At 64.1% G+C, this 15,409-nt stretch carries 16 protein-coding genes; 11 read left to right on the top strand and 5 right to left on the bottom strand.

Features of this window, described 5'->3' with window-relative positions; all coding sequences use genetic code 11:
- Positions 1–194 precede the first annotated feature (194 nt).
- Positions 195–1,118, top strand: coding sequence for a PIN domain-containing protein (locus tag ACFVWR_RS01385; RefSeq protein ID WP_387207267.1), 924 nt, complete (start codon positions 195–197; stop codon positions 1,116–1,118).
- A 449-nt stretch (positions 1,119–1,567) separates the two neighbouring features.
- Entirely contained in the window at positions 1,568–2,239 is a 672-nt protein-coding gene (locus tag ACFVWR_RS01380) for a DUF4145 domain-containing protein (RefSeq protein ID WP_387207266.1), read from the top strand.
- Between the two features lie 277 nt (positions 2,240–2,516).
- Here the strand turns inward: ACFVWR_RS01380 and ACFVWR_RS01375 are convergent, their stop codons facing one another.
- Positions 2,517–3,518, bottom strand: coding sequence for an ArdC-like ssDNA-binding domain-containing protein (locus ACFVWR_RS01375; RefSeq protein ID WP_387207265.1), 1,002 nt, complete (start codon positions 3,516–3,518; stop codon positions 2,517–2,519).
- A gap of 374 nt (positions 3,519–3,892) precedes the next feature.
- On the opposite strand from ACFVWR_RS01375, the gene ACFVWR_RS01370 reads away from it, so the two are divergent.
- The 6 genes from ACFVWR_RS01370 (at position 3,893) to ACFVWR_RS01345 (ending at position 9,558) form a co-directional block, all read left to right on the top strand.
- Positions 3,893–4,195 carry a hypothetical protein gene (locus tag ACFVWR_RS01370; protein WP_387207264.1) on the top strand — a complete coding sequence of 101 codons (303 nt, stop codon included), beginning with the start codon at positions 3,893–3,895 and terminating at the stop codon, positions 4,193–4,195.
- A gap of 344 nt (positions 4,196–4,539) precedes the next feature.
- Positions 4,540–5,916, top strand: a complete 1,377-nt coding sequence (locus ACFVWR_RS01365) for an FAD-binding oxidoreductase (RefSeq protein ID WP_387207263.1) — start codon at positions 4,540–4,542, stop codon at positions 5,914–5,916.
- Positions 5,913–6,506, top strand: a complete 594-nt coding sequence (locus ACFVWR_RS01360) for a dihydrofolate reductase family protein (RefSeq protein WP_387207262.1) — start codon at positions 5,913–5,915, stop codon at positions 6,504–6,506. The genes ACFVWR_RS01365 and ACFVWR_RS01360 overlap by 4 nt, the downstream gene beginning before the upstream one ends.
- Complete coding sequence (locus ACFVWR_RS01355; RefSeq protein ID WP_387207261.1) at positions 6,503–7,423, top strand: NAD-dependent epimerase/dehydratase family protein; 921 nt, start codon at positions 6,503–6,505, stop codon at positions 7,421–7,423. Before ACFVWR_RS01360 ends, ACFVWR_RS01355 begins: the two co-directional genes overlap by 4 nt.
- 30 nt (positions 7,424–7,453) lie before the next feature.
- Positions 7,454–7,816, top strand: coding sequence for an antibiotic biosynthesis monooxygenase (locus ACFVWR_RS01350; protein ID WP_387207260.1), 363 nt, complete (start codon positions 7,454–7,456; stop codon positions 7,814–7,816).
- A gap of 59 nt (positions 7,817–7,875) precedes the next feature.
- Positions 7,876–9,558 carry an FAD-dependent oxidoreductase gene (locus ACFVWR_RS01345; RefSeq protein ID WP_387207259.1) on the top strand — a complete coding sequence of 561 codons (1,683 nt, stop codon included), beginning with the start codon at positions 7,876–7,878 and terminating at the stop codon, positions 9,556–9,558.
- Here ACFVWR_RS01345 and ACFVWR_RS01340 read toward each other — a convergent pair.
- Positions 9,495–10,358 (bottom strand): DUF6597 domain-containing transcriptional factor, encoded by an 864-nt coding sequence (locus ACFVWR_RS01340; RefSeq protein WP_387207258.1) that lies wholly within the window; start codon positions 10,356–10,358, stop codon positions 9,495–9,497. The two genes, ACFVWR_RS01345 and ACFVWR_RS01340, sit on opposite strands and share 64 nt — an antisense overlap.
- Positions 10,359–10,389: 31 nt before the next feature.
- Positions 10,390–11,589, bottom strand: coding sequence for an NAD(P)/FAD-dependent oxidoreductase (locus ACFVWR_RS01335; protein WP_387207257.1), 1,200 nt, complete (start codon positions 11,587–11,589; stop codon positions 10,390–10,392).
- On the opposite strand from ACFVWR_RS01335, the gene ACFVWR_RS01330 reads away from it, so the two are divergent.
- The gene (locus ACFVWR_RS01330) at positions 11,470–11,997 is read left to right on the top strand and encodes an XRE family transcriptional regulator (protein ID WP_387207256.1); all 528 of its coding nucleotides are present in this window, start codon (positions 11,470–11,472) and stop codon (positions 11,995–11,997) included. The two genes, ACFVWR_RS01335 and ACFVWR_RS01330, sit on opposite strands and share 120 nt — an antisense overlap.
- 27 nt (positions 11,998–12,024) lie before the next feature.
- Here ACFVWR_RS01330 and ACFVWR_RS01325 read toward each other — a convergent pair whose 3' ends face one another.
- Positions 12,025–12,453, bottom strand: coding sequence for a hypothetical protein (locus ACFVWR_RS01325; protein WP_387207255.1), 429 nt, complete (start codon positions 12,451–12,453; stop codon positions 12,025–12,027).
- Entirely contained in the window at positions 12,450–13,049 is a 600-nt protein-coding gene (locus tag ACFVWR_RS01320) for a TetR/AcrR family transcriptional regulator (protein ID WP_387207254.1), read from the bottom strand. Before ACFVWR_RS01320 ends, ACFVWR_RS01325 begins: the two co-directional genes overlap by 4 nt.
- A 192-nt stretch (positions 13,050–13,241) precedes the next feature.
- Here ACFVWR_RS01320 and ACFVWR_RS01315 point away from each other — a divergent pair, with 192 nt between their 5' ends.
- Together ACFVWR_RS01315 and ACFVWR_RS01310 are read left to right on the top strand one after the other, a co-directional pair.
- Positions 13,242–14,612 (top strand): DUF1254 domain-containing protein, encoded by a 1,371-nt coding sequence (locus tag ACFVWR_RS01315; RefSeq protein ID WP_387207253.1) that lies wholly within the window; start codon positions 13,242–13,244, stop codon positions 14,610–14,612.
- 328 nt (positions 14,613–14,940) lie between these two features.
- Positions 14,941–15,216: a hypothetical protein gene (locus ACFVWR_RS01310; protein ID WP_387207252.1), complete on the top strand. Its 276-nt coding sequence runs from the start codon at positions 14,941–14,943 to the stop codon at positions 15,214–15,216.
- Positions 15,217–15,409: the final 193 nt, after the last annotated feature.

The following is a 15,409-nucleotide window of genomic DNA, read 5'->3' as shown; positions in this document are numbered from 1 at the left end:
TGACTGTTCTGGCAGAACGCCTTTAGCCCGGATACCCCACGTAGGGGGACGCGCTGATGATTTCGTCGCCCGTTCGTGTCGTTGAGCTTATACATGGCCACCTGGCGTCGGATCCGGTCAACGACGTCCGACGCCTCTGGACTTGTGTGTTGATGGGCCGTTCCCAATGTCAAAGTTTGACGGGAGAATGAGGCATGGCTCGAACAGGTAATTCTGGCGGCTCTGTTGAGCTCACCGAGGGAACAGACCCCGCAGACGCCGTTCAGTTACTTTCGGACGCCGCAAGGGAGGCCGGCAACGTTCTTGGGGCCGGTGGCGCCCCAGTCGATACGTTCAACAGGTATCTCGCCTGGGCCGCCGCTCAGGAGCGTCTCTTAGGCAACCTCCTCACGCAACGAGAGATCGAGCGCCTACTCACCACACGGAGATATTGGGCAATTCAAGCGATGGACCCGATCGCTTATGGTGCGACAATGAGCGACCTTATTGCTCTGGAAGTGAACGGCCGAATAGCGGCATTCAACTCGGCGAAGGCTGACTTGGAAGGTGAGATCGGGATTTGGCATGTTCAGAGCGTCGACTCGACCTTCCCAGAGGATCTGCACGCGGTCGTCGTCGACACGAACGTTCTCATGCGCAGCAAGGGCAAACTGGCCGACGCAGACTGGCCCGCGCTTAGCGGCACGCACCCAACACAATCGATCGCAATCACGATCCCCGCAGTTGTCGTCGAAGAGTTGGACGATCTCAAGCACAGCAACGGAAAAATGACAGTCGACGGCGAAGCCCACGACCGCAAATGGTTAGCAACTCTCGCTCTCGGGTGGCTGCAGCGTACGTTCCCAAGCGACGAGCGACGAACGCTCATTCGGGAGGCAACCATCGGCGAAAGTGGTGCGATTCCTCGCCTTTATGCCGTGCTCATGTCAGAGCCCCTCGATCATGTCGCTCTTCCTAAGGCAGATTCGGAAATCATCGATACTGCGTTCCGGCTTCGCCCGCTGGCCAAGAGCGTCACTCTCGTAAGCTACGACACGCACATGGTTTTCGCCGCGCGACACTTGGGCCTTCGTGCCGCACTGCCTCCGGAACCAGCGGAAGGTGCCGCAACTCTCTGACATATGGTGCGTCGACATATGGTGCGTCGGATCGACGGGCACGGTGCGAGCGTCGACCGTGGGGCAGATTAGGTCGTCATCCGTCCCAGCCGCGTTCGCCCACAGCGGTTGGGTTGGCTGGGTTCTGAACGTGTAGTCAGTCGGAGACTGAGAATCGTATAAGGTTCGAATCCCACGCCCTCGCCGCCTGGAGAATGGATTCGACCATGCGCGGGTCGACGTTGGAGTGTCGCACCGGACGTAAATGATCAAGCCGCTAACGTGTGAAGCGAACGCGGCGACCGCGCCTAAGTATCCAATGGACCTGCCGGGCGCCCGAGACCATAGGAAGCCTTCGCCGTTTATCAGTTCACGGCCCGCACTACTCGGTCCGGCGGTCTGAAGATTACGGAGTCCAGGAAGTTGCGGTCTTCTCTGCGGTGGCTCTGGGCGTCGATATAGTCACTCGTATGCCATCGACCACGTGTCCGTTTTGCGAGCGCTTTGTGAACATGACTATCAAATGGGGTCAACTCGATGATCCTCACGCAGAGGTCAAGTTCGCGGCCACATGCGATTACTGTGAGGAACTGTCGATCGCTCGCGGACGCAACGTCAATGGAAGTCACGGCGGTGTGACGACGGACCTTAGCTATGTCCGCAGGACTGCTGATGAAGCCCAGGCCACGAAGACGCTGGAGTGGTGGCCGAAGGTGGGCGTCGCGCCTGCCGTGGAGGATGTGCCAGCGTCAATTGCTCGAGCGGCTAGGGAAGCCTATTCGTCGGCAAGTGTCGGGAATCACATGGCAGCCATCCTCCTGGCTCGGACAGTTGTCGAGGCTACTGCGAGGGACAAGGGAATCAGCGGAGGGACTCTCTCGTCCAAAATCAATTCGATGCAGAAGGAAGGCTTGATTAGACCCGCCATCGCTGAGCAGGCGCATGAGGTTCGGTTTGCGGGCAACGATATGGCGCACGGCGACATTGATGCCGAGGTCGACGCAACTGATTCAGAAGAACTCCTAGCGCTCATGTCAGAAGTCCTAAGCGAGGTGTTTCAGGGGCCTGCGAGGCTAGAACGCATTCGCGCTAAGCGACAGGCGGGGAAGCCCGGCGGACGTCCTGGCGCCGCCGTCGATTGACCCTCCGCAGGTCGAAGCAGATCGGATGCGGGAACTCACTTGATATTTGTCCGGGATCTTGGCGCATTGCTTCATCGTCTCTGACTACATTTTGACTACAACTGAGTGATATTGAACGCGATTGCTGGTGATCACCGGACACCCAAGATCGTTGATTTCCCGCGGAAGTTGACGAATTTCCACTGGACGCAAGGTCGCGAACTAGAGTTCAAATCCCACCGTGGACAGCGCCAGCCTACGACTTGCCAACGCTTCAGTCTGAGCTTGGAGCGTTCCGCTAGTCCGTGATCTGGGCGAGCGTCTGCGCGCATCGGAGGACGCGTGCTGCGGTCTCGCGAACCAGATCAAGGTCTTCGCTTGCCCATCCGATGATGTAGCCGATGCTGTACGCGCTGGTGTCGAACCCGTTGAGACCGGCGGTGACGTAGGCGACAGACTCAGCTTCCACTTCCATGCGGCCACGGTGCTGACGGTATTCGTTGACGTCGTCGATGTGCTGCAGGGCGATGTGGGCCGTTTCGTGGATGAGGGTCTTCGCGGCGTGCTCTGGTGCCAGATCGCGGCCGATGACGACGACATGGCGGTCGCGGTCGATGTATCCATTGGCGTGGGTCAGCGGTTCGCGTCGGACGTCCCATCCGCCGTTTTGTAGGTATGCGGTGAGCGTCTCGAAGATTCCGTGGTCGTCGTCGCCGCGGAGCTGCTGGGCAGGATTCGCGGGTATGTGGGTCGCCCCAGGGATCGGGTCGGTTTGGGAGATGTCGAACACGGACAGCACCGGGAAGTAGTGAACGATTCGTTGTTCTTGGCGCTCCGCAGTTTCGTGTTCGTCGTCGTTGGTGGTCATCTTCTTGGTGCTGTGGCCGAAGATCTTGATCGCGGACTCGCTCTTGCGAACCTGACGGCCCTTGGCCTGCCACTGCCGGTACCCGGCGACCATGGTCGCGTCCGGGTTCTGGGCGAGTATCAGTAGCAGGTTGTTCAGGCTGTACTGGTGGAAGGAGCGGGCGAAGTCGAGGAATCGCCGCCACTGCCCGCTCTCGGCAAGCTGTTCCACTTGTTCGAGGATTGAGGCGTGGAGTGCTTCGGCCTGCGCTTTCCGTCCTTCCGCACTGTGCTTGGTGGACGTCGTGTTCATGGTGTGCTCCCGCGTGTGATCAACCGTTGTTTGGTGCTGTCCGGCAGAGGGAATCAAGGGGGAGCGTGAGCGCCGGGAGTGCCCGCCGATCTGCTGCGAAATAAGCCCGAAGGGCGCGTGGCAGATCGGCGGGAACGGCAAGGTGCGTCAGCGACCTACGATGACGGATCCGGACAGGTCACAAACAGCTAGAAGGACCGTGCTGCGGTCGTAGCTCAACCGGCTCCACCAGCCGTTTAGATCGCGGTCCAGGCACAGGCCAGGTGATTCGCACTGTCGGGTGCTGCCGTTGGTGGAGCCGCCTGCGGGCGGCGCTGTACCTGCGGTTTTGTTTGTCTTTCCGCCGGCAGATCGTAGCTCGTTCCCGGTGCTTACCGTGCCGGGCTTTCGCGGCATATCCTCACTCGCTGCGCTCCCTCCGGTATTCCACGGTCCCGGCACTCCCGCACCTCCCACTCGCAATCGATCTCTCCGCCGGAAGGCAAACAAAAACGATCGACGGGGGAGTGATCAGGATGCGGGTATTCATCATCGACACCACACAGATGGGCCCAGAACTGCAACGGGGACTGATCGGGGTGGTCGGCTCAGCCAGCCCGAGCCCGGAGGAGAAGAAGGAGTGCGTGGACACCGTCTCGAAGTATGCGGTGGACGGGTGGGCAATCGCCGCCGATCCGCGCACTCCGATCGGCCGGCTCGCCGCCTTGACGGCGGAGACGGCGTGCGTCCCGTTTGTCGGCTTCAACCGGTTGGCGCGGGCGGGATCCCCCGTCGTCGCTGGGTCGGCGGCGGTGGTGCAGGGTCCCGCGCTCAGCTAACTGTCTTCATGGGGAAGACCAGTGGGGGTCCCGCTACGGGTTGCGGGACCCCCACTGCTGTGTCAGTCCTCTTCACTGCTGGCCGTGGTTTCGGCCTCTGATTCAGCCTTTCCACCCGCCTGGCTGTGCGTGGTTAGGATGAGCTCGACTTCGCTGAGGGTGTATCCCCAGGTGGCGAGTTGGGTGAAGTAGGAAACGATCGTTTCCGGCTTTGCTTAGCCACCCGGCGCATTGATGGTGTCGCCGCCAGTGACTTTTGGAACCGACGCCAGTATCGACGACGCGCAGGCCCACATGCTTGATTCGTTCAAGAACTGGCCGCCGCGGGTCCGTACGGTCGAACTATGACCGGACTGGAGCGATTGCGGAGCTCTCTTGATGGGGAAGTCCTCACCGCTGAAACACCCGGCTACGACCGTGCACGTCTACCGCAGAACCGCACATTTCGCGACACTCGCCCCGCCCTAATCGTGGAGTGCGAGTCGGAGGAAGACGTTGTTCGCGCGATCGCGTATGCGCGTTCGACTGGTCTGCCACTGGTGCCCAGGGGAGGTGGCCACTGCTTCGCAGGACGGTCCTCCACCGAGGGGATGGTGCTCGATCTCTCGCCGCTGAACAAGATCTCTGTTTCCCCGGACGGAGAGGCCGTGATCGGGGCCGGCGTCCGTCTGGGGGCGGTTTACCGCGGTTTGCACGCGTGGGGACGCACGCTGCCGGCGGGATGCGGGCCGAGTGTCGGGATCGCCGGGCTGACGCTCGGCGGTGGGATCGGGCTACTCGGGCGGGCTCGTGGGCTCACGTGCGATCGGCTGTTGGGCGCACGTGTCGTGCTGGCCGATGGTGCCGTGATCGAATGCGACGCGCAGCACGACTCCGATCTGTTCTGGGCCCTGCGGGGCGCAGGTGGCGGACAGTTCGGCGTCGTGACCTCCCTTCGCTTTGCCACCCTTCCAGAACCTCTGGCGTGCCGTATCGAGGCGTATTGGCCAGATACCGATCCGGGAGCCTTGGTCGCAGCGTGGCAGTCATGGGCTCCGGTCGCCCCGGAGCAACTCACAGTGAATCTGACCGTCGAGACAGACCCCGATAGCCCCACTGCATGGATCCAGCTCTCCGGCGCATCCACACTGCCTGTGACCCGTACTCGTGAACTCCTCTACGCGTTCGCCGCCGTCTCGGTCCCAGCAGGCGTGCTGCAGGTGAGCGAGCCTGTGCCGTACTCCAGCCTGAAAGAGATGCTGTCGGACGATGCCCGATCATCGACGGTAGAACCCCTCCGCATCCGCTCGGAGTTCTTCGCCGATCCGATCGACGATTACACCATCGCTCGCCTTCTCTCGTGCCTCATCGCCGGCGGCAGTCCGCGAAGCCGACGGCTGACGTTCACCGCGATGGGTGGCGCGTATAACCGTGTGACCCAGAGCGCGACCGCCTTCGCCCACCGTGGCGAACGATTTCTGCTGGAACACGTCGGGGATCCGACCGACCCGTGGATCGACGCTTCCTGGGACGTCGCACATCCACATGCCTCCGGCCGGGTTTATCCAAACTTCCCAGACCTGGCGCTGGAGGACCCCCTTCGCGCTTACCACGGTGCCAACCTCCTTCGCTTGTCAGCGGTGAAGCGGCGTTACGACCCCGACCAGTTCTTCGACTTCCCGCAGGCGATCCCGCCCGCTGGACCGCACCCCACGGAGCACACGAAAGAGGTTCACACATGAGCAAAGTCATCTGCGGCCTGGCCGTCTCGGTCGACGGCTACATCACCGGACGCGACCCGGGCCCCGGCCGGGGTCTGGGCGACGGCGGCGCACTGTTCGACTGGTACGGCAGCGGCAGCACCCCCAGCCAGGTCTTCGATGGATTCCGGCTGACGGAGCCGAGCGCACGGATCTTCGACGAGCTGGCGTCCCGGGTCGGCGCATCTCTCGCCGGCCACACCACCTACACCGACTCCAATGACTTCGCGAATGGGGGACCGCACCCGACGGCGCCGCTCGTGGTCCTCAGCCACTCCTCCTTCCCCCCGGCCAACCCGCGGCAGACCATCGTCAGCACCGGCATCGAGGATGCCATCGAAGCAGCGAAGGATGCAGCAGCCGGCAAGGATGTGGGACTGATGGGCGGTGTGCTCGTCACGGAAGCACTCAAAGCCGGCCTGGTCGACGAACTGATCCTGCACCAGGTGCCGATCCTGCTCGGCGCCGGCCGGCGCTTCTTCCACGAGCTGCCCCGGCACATCCGGTTGGAGATCCTCCAAGTCGTCTCAGCCCCCGATGTCACGCACCTGCACTACACGGTCAAGCGATGATCCTTGTCACCGGCGGCCTGGGGATGATCGGCGCGCACACCGCCGCCGCACTCGTCGATCGCGGGGAAGAGGTCGTCATCACCGCTCACCGCGCAACGGAGGTGCCGTCCTTCCTCGACGGTCGGGTGACCGTCGAGGCGTTGGATGCCACCGACCGGGAGGCCTTCCTCGCCCTCGCCGACCGGCATGAGATCCGGGACATCGTGCACCTCGCCGGCAGCATCCCAGAGGATGACCCGGTGGAGTTCTTCCGCCGCGACACAGCAGGGATTTTCAACGCCCTCGAAGCGGCGCGCACGTGGCGGGTGCGCCGGTTCGCCGTGGCGAGCAGCATCGGCGTCTACACCGGGCGGTCCGAAGTCCCGTGGACTGAGGATCTCGACCTCCCGATGGTCGACCTCCCGCACGCGATCGTCGCCTTCAAGAAAGCCGTGGAACCGCTCACGATGTTCGGTCTCGCCGGAAGCGGCGTGCACCCCGTCCTGCTGCGGATCGGCAGCACCTGGGGACCGCTGATGGATCCGGTATCGGCCTTCAACCTCATCCCGCCCGCTGTCGGGGCGCTGCGTCGGGGTGAGCAGCCACCGGCACTCCATGCCGAGGACGGAGGCGACTTCGGCTATGCCCCCGACACGGGACGCGCGATCGCGCTGCTGATGACAGCTCCGTCGTTGAAGCACTCCGTCTACAACGTCTCCAGCGGGTACCGGTACACGCACCGCGAGCTCGCGGACGCGTTGCGTGCCGCGATCCCCGGGGCACGAGTGTCGTTGCTGGACGGACGTTCTACGGGCGTCGACGGGGACCCATATCTCGACATCTCCCGACTCCGAGCGGAGACAGGATTCGCCCCGCAGTTCGACGTGATGGGCGCCGTCGCCCACTACGTGGCCTGGCGCGCGGCCAACAGCCGGTGAGCTACCTGCACCATGGGAGGAAATATACAGATGAATCAGCTGTTGGGCGTCGCCCGATTCACGTTCCACGCGGGCGCGGTCGAAGAATTCAAACGGTTATCCGCGAAGTGCATTCAGATCGTTCGGGAGCAGGACACGGGAACGACCCGGTATGAGATCTACCTCAACGCCGATGAGTCGGAGGCGATCGTCATCGAGGAATACGTCGACTCGAGCGCGTTCTTCGACCACCTGACCCACATCGGACCGGAGCTGATGGCCGCCATCTCCGCCACGGGGACGCTCACGGGTGAGGTACTCGGCAACCCGAGTCCGGAGTTGCGCGAACAGCTGGAGCACGCACCGGTACGCACCTTCGTCCCCTTCCAGTCGCTGACGACCGGGTGCGAATAGCGGGGCGCCGCGCGTTTCGTTCAAGACCTCCGCATCCGGACCTTCTAGCGTCCGATCGTGTGACCAGCATTCTGATTTTCGACGAACGAACCACGTACTCCTCGCGACGCGACCAAGGAGCCGGCGACGCCTCTTGGCCCAGGCTGGGTGAGAACGAGCGAGCGCTTCTCGGTGCGGCAGGAGAGGTCGTCCACCCGGATGGCGGCGATGTGTTGTGGGAGGCCGGGGAACCCTACGACCTCTACCTCGTTCTCGACGGCGGCATTCTCTTGATCGATCGGAGAGACGATCGGGTGGTGTTTGTGGTGGAGGCGGGCGACTTCGTCGGCGAGTTGGGGATGCTGATGGGCCAGCCCGCGTTCCTCGCGGGTGAGGCCGCCCCAGAAACCGTCCTGCTTCGCGTGCCGATCACCAGTCTGAAAAGCCTCATGGCAACCTCCAGCGCTCTCAGCGACGCGCTGATGAGCGCATTCGATGCGCGTCGGCGCCTGTTGGTGCTCGGAGGGGAGGGCGGAGTGGTTCTCGCCGGGGACGAGGGCGATGCCGACCTTCACCGGCTGGAGACGTTCGCCGAGCGAAACGGCATCCCCTACCGGACGGTCCTGCGCACCGACGGTCCGGCGTGGCGCGCCTTGGCGGCGAGCTGCGAGCTGCCCACGCAGGGCGCATGCGTGGTCACGGGTCGGCAGCGCGTTCTCCTCCGTCCGACCAACCGGGAACTCGCTGCCGCATTCGGGCTGGACCTCGGGAAACTCGAGGGAGAGGTTCGGTGCGACCTGCTCATCGTCGGCGCCGGACCTGCCGGTCTGGCAGCCGCGGTCTATGGCGCCTCCGAAGGACTGGACGTGCTTGTGGTGGAGGAGCTCGCCCCCGGCGGTCAGGCCGGTACCTCGTCGCGCATCGAGAACTACTTGGGCTTCCCGCACGGCGTCTCCGGCAATGAACTGACTCGGGCGGGCACCCTGCAAGCTGTCAAGTTCGGGGCGCGGATCGTCGCCCCACGTTCCGCGACTGCGCTGGCTCGCACGCCCGATGGGTTCCGGGTGCGCCTGGACGATGAAACGGACGTCTCGGCTCGGAGCGTCGTGGTGGCGACGGGTGTGCAGTATCGGCGGCTGGATGTGCCGGGCGTGGCTGAGCTGGAGGGTCGTGGTGTGTACCACGCGGCGACCGAGCTGGAGGTGCGGGAGTGCTTAGGCCACAGTGTCGTGGTCGTCGGTGGTGCGAACTCGGCCGGACAGGCCGCCCTGTTCCTCGCCTCGCACGCGGCGCACGTACATCTGCTAGTCCGTCGGAAGAGCCTGGAGGAGACGATGTCGAGCTATCTGGTTCGGCGGCTGGTGGAACACGACCGGATCACGGTGCACACGCAGTCCCAGCTCGTGTCGGCGAAGGGCGACGACCGCCTCGACGCTGTCACGTGGAGGGATGAGAGCACTCGGAGCGAGCAGCGGATCGCAGCGTCGGGCTTGTTCGTCATGATCGGCGCCGTCCCTCACACCGAGTGGCTACGAAGTGCCGGTGTGGACCTCGATCATCGCGGGTTCGTCGTGACTCAGGGCACACACGCGTCATCGGTGCCTGGCCTGTTCGCCGTGGGAGACATCCGGGCCGGCTCCGTGAAGCGGGTCGCCTCCGCCGTCGGCGAAGGATCCGTCGTGGTCTCCGCTGTGCACACCTACCTGTCCGGCATGACGCTACCCGGAGGCGCTGCGCTCCGTCCCGCCAGGAACGGCGCATAGGAGGCGGAATGGTCGTGACCGCACGCGCAGCGCTCCAGGTCGCCGTGCAGCAGCGTCCGCGGCGTCAAGCCGGTGAGGCGGACGCATTCGCGAGTGAGGTGCGCCTGGTCTGCGTAGCCGGCGTCGACTGCAAGACTGGCGATCCCATCCTCGCCACGTCGCCCTGTCGCCGCGACCCCCGCCTGGGCCAACGCTAAGAACCCCTGGAATCGGAGGGTTCGCTGCAGAACTTTCGGGCTCACGCCGAGGACCTGGAGGGAGCGGCGGCGTAGTTGGCTCTCCGACAGCGCGAGGTGTGCGGCGACCGCACCGACATCAACCGGATGCCACGGCATGAGCACCGTGACGGCTTCGCGCACGAGACGATCGACGTGTTGAGCGGTGCGGAACTCTCGGAGGAGGACGTCCTCGAGAACGGCAACGGCATGTTCAAGGCGGCCCGTCCGCTCGAATGCCTCCGCCATGGCATCGGCCAGCCGAGCGGCCATCGCTCCCCATAGGTCGGCGAGCGGAATGCGCTGGTCCACGAGCTCGTCCAGCATGACGGGCAGCGGAGGCGCCGCACCCGGAAGGAAACGGACGCCGACGATCGTCGTGCGGGCGGGTATCGCCTCGACCCAGTGGGCGGTGAGTGGCCCAGCCAGGGTCGGGGCGCCACCAATCGGGATATGGAGTTCGACGCCGCCTGTTGGAAGGTGACGCTGCAGGTAGACGGCGTCGCCGGTGCGATGGACCCAGATCGTCCGCACCAGGCGGGCGAGTGCGGGGGATGGGCGCCGTTCGACATATGAATCGGTCATCGTCGCCACCTTTCCTTGCGCCTCCAGAGTGTCAGTGAGAGGGCTCGGATGCTAGAGATGTCGATCCCTTCGTCGGGGCTCGGGTGATGTCCTCCTGGACGAGGTCCGCGTTCACGGTACCGGCGGTCAGCGAACCGAGCCCGAGCGAGACCGAGACGTTCGCCCGCGGGTCGACGACATTGCCTGTCGCCCACACCCGAGGAATAGAGGTCCGTCCGTCACGGTCGACCGTGACCCAGGACCCCATCGGACCATCCGTCGTGTCCGCGCCCAGTGAGCGCAGGAGCTCGTCGTTGGGCCTGAGCGTAGGCCCGGTGAAGACAACATCGACAGGCACCGTCCGGTCTTCGAGGCGGATGCCTTCCAGTCGGCCGTTCGAGATCTGGAGACTCATCACAGCGCCGCGTTCCACCCTGATGTCGCGGCGCGCGAGCGCGTCTGCCTCGGCTTCGTCTGGTTCACCGACATCATTGGCGAAGTAGACGACACGGTCGGACCATTGCCGAAGCAGTTGCGCCTGCGCGACGCTCTGCGGTGAGGTGGCGACCACTCCGATGACGTGATGGCGATGCTCCCAACCGTCGCAGTATGGGCACACCACCGCGCCGGTGCCCCACTGCTCGCGCAGGCCTGGTATTTCGGGCAACTCGTCGGTCAGACCGGTCGCGACGATGATGCGGCGTGCCCGGATGACACCGTCAGTGGTCGTGACCTCGATGCCGCTCTCGCTCGCTCGCGCCGAGACGGCATCGCCGACGATCGTGCGCACACCGTAGGCCGCGACCTCACGCCGCCCCATCTCGAGCAGTTTTAGGGGCGGAAGGCCATCGTGCCCCAACACACCATGCATGTGGGGCGCTGTCCTGTTCCGCGGCCGAGCCTGGTCTACGACCAGCACCTGTCGACGGGCGCGACCCAGAGAAAGCGCGGCACTGAGGCCGGCCGGGCCGCCGCCGACGATGACCACATCGGTATCGAGCTTGTGAGCGGTGCTGTCCATGGCTTCATCGTGGGCCGATGCGCATAGAGTTGACAACAACGTTTGCCGAATTGTCAACACGCTGGAGGAACGATGACGGGCCCGAATGAGTTGGCGGGGATCGGTAGCCGATTGCGGGCCATCCGGGAGTCGCGCAAACTCACCCTTCGGCGGGTCAGCGATGCCACCGGCATCGCCGTCAGCACGCTCTCGAGACTGGAGTCCGGTGCCCGGCGGCCGCAATTGGAACATTTGCTCCCGCTGGCCCGGCTGTACCGTCAGCCTCTGGACGACCTCGTCGGCGCCCCGCCGCTGGGGGATCCGAGGATCCATCCGAAGTCGCGGGTACGCGATGGTGTCGTCACCGTCCCGCTCTCGGGCGGCACCGGGTCGTGGGAAGCGTTCAAGCAAGTGCTGCCGCCCACTCCCGGCAAGGACATCCCGCAATGGGTGCATCCGGGCTGGGATTGGATCTACGTGATCTCCGGTCGGATGCGTCTGCTCCTCGCCGACGACGACCTCATCCTGGAGACGGGCGAGGCCGCCGAGTTCGACACCAACGTTCCTCATGGCTTCGGGAACCCCGGGCCCGAGATCCTCGAAGTACTCTGCCTCTTCAACCCGGAGGGTGCGCGCATCCACACCCGCGCATCCATTTGAGGCTTCGCGAAGTGGCTCACCTGCGGATCACGCCTTCTTCGTGAAGGCCGTCCGAACGATGCGGCGGTTGAGCAGAACGGCGATCGCGACGATGATCACGCCGACGATGGCCTGCTCGACCTTCATCCACGCCGGGTAGCCGGAGTCGGGCGCGACAATGATCAGGCCGATTCCAATCGGCGCGAGAATCGAGATCCACCGCATCCTGGAGTATGCGCGGCGACTACCTCGCGCGGCGGCGCGAGTCACGAGGATGAAAACGAGGCTCGCTACGACGACGACGGAGCCGCGGAGCCAGACCACCCAGTTCACTTCGCCGGGTGCGACGAGGGTGAGGACGGCGGCTGCTCCCAGCGCAAGCAGCGAGACAGCGGCGCAGAGCATCCATAACCGGGATACCAGCTCGAGGGCGGTCTTTACTTCCTCGTGCTCGGGGGCTTCAGTGAGGGTGTTCATCGGACTCCTTCTGGGCGAGTGGCACGGTCGAACAATTCGACGATTTCGACGATGGCAGCGCGAGCGGCCTCGTCGCTCGCCGGCATGGTGGTGGCGAATGCGTCGATCGACGCACGAATGGACCGGGCGACGACCATCGGGTCGAGTGCGCGGAACTCTCCCATTTGCCGACCCTGTGAGAGCAGAACCGATAGCAGCAGAGCTGACGTGTCTTCCCGTATTCCGTTGTCAGCGCGGGGGGCGTTGCTGATGACCTCGATCACAGCCCGGGCGGCGAGGCGGTTCTCGGCCAGAAAGCGCAGGTTGGTGCGGATGTAGGCGGTCAACTTGCCGCGCAACGTGAGCTCCGCTTCCATCGCGGGGACCATGACGGCCCCTGCATTCTGGACGACGTGCTCAACCACGGCCCCCATCAGTGCTGCCTTGTCGGCGAAGTGGTACGAGATCATCCGGGTGCTGCTGAGCCCAGCGACCTCACGGATCCGGGCGAAGGACGTCGCGGCAAATCCGTGCTCGGCGAGTACCCGGATGGTGGCGTCAACGATCTCCCGTCGGCGTTCCTCGGTCGATCGGTAGCTACGGGTAGTGGTTGTCACGCACCCATATTTACTTAAGTGAGTAATTTGTGCAAGAGGCACTAGGGTGCCGGCTCCGCGACAGACGGGCCACCAACGAATCAAACACGGAAGACAAGCGTGGCCACGCGCACCGCAAACTGTCGGGCTGCCGCAAGCGATCGGTTACGGCTCGGGCGGGCGTGTCGCGTTCCTTGTTGTTAGCGATCGGGAATGCCTCTAATCTGGTGCAAATTGCATGCGGAGGGTGGGTTCGTGGCACAGTTTGATCTCAAGCAGTTAGCGGTGGATGCGTACTTGTTTGCGTACCCGTTGGTGATGATGGACTACACCAAGCGTCAGATGACCAATGTTCCTGACGCGCACACCACCTTGCTGCGCGCGCCGCTTAACCAGTTCGCGCATGCCCGCGATTACCCGGTGGCGGATTCGAAAGATGTGGTGCGGTTCAACTTCGACACCCTCTACTCGTTCGCGTGGCTCGACGTGCGGGCCGAGCCGGTCGTCCTCAGTGTGCCTGACGGTCGCGGTCGGTATTACCTGACCCCGATGCTCGATATGTGGACGGACATCTTCGCCGTGCCGGGCACACGCACCACACAGGGCGAAGCCCGCGACTTCCTGGTCACCGGTCCTGGTTGGAGCGGTGAGGTGCCGGATGGGCTCGACGTGATCGCGGCACCGACACCGTTCGTGTGGGTGATGGGGCGAACGCAAGCCAACGGAGTCGCGGATTTCGACAACGTGCATCGGGTTCAGGACGAATACGGGATCGTCCCGCTGAGCGCGTGGGGCAGCGACTACACGCCGCCCACAGAAGTCACCACAGACCCGAGCGTCGATGACGTGACGCCGCCATTGGAGCAGGTGAACGCTCTGTCCGGCGTTGACTTCTTCACCCTGGCCGCCGAACTCCTCAGCGCGAACCCTCCGCATCCAAACGACTACCCGATCCTGCACCGCATGCGTGCGCTGGGCATCCGACCCGGGCAACCGTTCGTTGCCGCGAGTCTCGGTTCGGAGGAGGCGGCAGCGATCGACGCAGCACCACGCGCCGCTCTGGCTGACCTCGCGCGGATGATGGCGACCGCGAGCGCCGGTATCGTTCGGAACGGGTGGAACTGGGCGCAAGAATTCGGAACCTATGGCACCTCCTATCGGCTCCGCGCACTCGTCGCGATGGCCGGACTCGGCGCCAACCTCCCCGAGGACGCCATCTACCCGAACGCGTTCGTCGACGCCGACGGTGAAGCCTTCGATGGGTCTCACAACTATGTGCTGCACTTCGAGGCGGATGGCATGCCGGGAGCACACGCCTTCTGGTCACTCACGATGTACGACGCCGACGGCTTCCAAGTGCCGAACCCGCTCGATCGGTTCGTGCTGCGGGACCGCGACCCGCTCACCGTCAACCCGGATGGCTCCCTCGATATCTACATCCAACACATGTCTCCAGGAGCGGACAAAGAATCGAACTGGCTCCCGGCGCCTCAGGGCGCTTTCTCACCCATGCTTCGCCTGTATTCACCGACCGCCGCAACGCTCGCCGGCGGCTTCGTACCGCCCGCGATTCGAAAGCGATGATCTCCCGATCGCGATAGCTGCATCCGCAAACGATGGCGGTCTCAACCGGTCGATGCACCGTTCGGGAAGGATTGATCCGGAGGTGCGAGTGGTGCACCAGAGTGAGCTGGAAGCCGAACTGTGGGCACGGTGGGCACGAGATGAATCGAGCCGGTTGATCGCACGGAGGGCAAATACGAGCAACTCCCGACCTGGCAACCCCGACGGATGAATCACACGTCAGGAGTCAACACAATCGACAGCCGCCCCTTGTAGGGTCCACCCTGCGCTCACAGCCCCGGAGTAGTATCGACGCCTCCCTGGATCCACAAACCCGAAGGATGCGGTCATGTCAATCTCTATCCTCATCGTCGATGGAACCCGGTTCTCTATCGGTCCAAATGCAGACGACGTGAAGAGAAGCATCACCGATGCACTCCGCGAAGGAGGCGGATTTGTGACCATCACAACGACAAACGGCCGCCACACAGACGTGCTCATCACCAGCGCCGCCCAAGCAAAAATCGAGTACCCGACGGAACCCGAAACAGACGACACCGTGGCTGGGGCAAGCCTCCCCGAGCCTTTCATCCCCGACGACTTCGCAACCGAATACGGCCTCTAGGCCCGCCCGCAGAACTCAACGGTTCCGATCCCACGTGCGCGCCCAATACGTCTCGCAAGCGGATCGCTCGGCGTACGCGCACCGTGTCGTTCTGTGCGCCTCTCAGCAAGCGGACCCGGAGGGGACGCCCGTTTGGGCGGGCGCTTCCCCTCCTGTCGCGATGCATCGCCGACTCCCTCGCGACCGTCAGCGT

This window comes from Leifsonia sp. NPDC058292 (genome assembly GCF_042880955.1).
GTDB lineage: Bacteria > Actinomycetota > Actinomycetes > Actinomycetales > Microbacteriaceae > Leifsonia.
This window is presented reverse-complemented; position numbering and strand designations above follow the sequence as displayed.

Coding starts and splice junctions, on each gene's coding strand:
- ACFVWR_RS01355 (WP_387207261.1), top strand. CDS start 6,503: ATGATCCTTGTCACCGGCGGCCTGGGGATGATCGGCGCGCACACCGCC.
- ACFVWR_RS01340 (WP_387207258.1), bottom strand. CDS start 10,358: ATGACCGATTCATATGTCGAACGGCGCCCATCCCCCGCACTCGCCCGC.
- ACFVWR_RS01380 (WP_387207266.1), top strand. CDS start 1,568: ATGCCATCGACCACGTGTCCGTTTTGCGAGCGCTTTGTGAACATGACT.
- ACFVWR_RS01360 (WP_387207262.1), top strand. CDS start 5,913: ATGAGCAAAGTCATCTGCGGCCTGGCCGTCTCGGTCGACGGCTACATC.
- ACFVWR_RS01335 (WP_387207257.1), bottom strand. CDS start 11,589: ATGTTCCAATTGCGGCCGCCGGGCACCGGACTCCAGTCTCGAGAGCGT.
- ACFVWR_RS01310 (WP_387207252.1), top strand. CDS start 14,941: ATGTCAATCTCTATCCTCATCGTCGATGGAACCCGGTTCTCTATCGGT.
- ACFVWR_RS01365 (WP_387207263.1), top strand. CDS start 4,540: ATGACCGGACTGGAGCGATTGCGGAGCTCTCTTGATGGGGAAGTCCTC.
- ACFVWR_RS01350 (WP_387207260.1), top strand. CDS start 7,454: ATGAATCAGCTGTTGGGCGTCGCCCGATTCACGTTCCACGCGGGCGCG.
- ACFVWR_RS01370 (WP_387207264.1), top strand. CDS start 3,893: ATGCGGGTATTCATCATCGACACCACACAGATGGGCCCAGAACTGCAA.
- ACFVWR_RS01325 (WP_387207255.1), bottom strand. CDS start 12,453: ATGAACACCCTCACTGAAGCCCCCGAGCACGAGGAAGTAAAGACCGCC.
- ACFVWR_RS01385 (WP_387207267.1), top strand. CDS start 195: ATGGCTCGAACAGGTAATTCTGGCGGCTCTGTTGAGCTCACCGAGGGA.
- ACFVWR_RS01315 (WP_387207253.1), top strand. CDS start 13,242: ATGCCTCTAATCTGGTGCAAATTGCATGCGGAGGGTGGGTTCGTGGCA.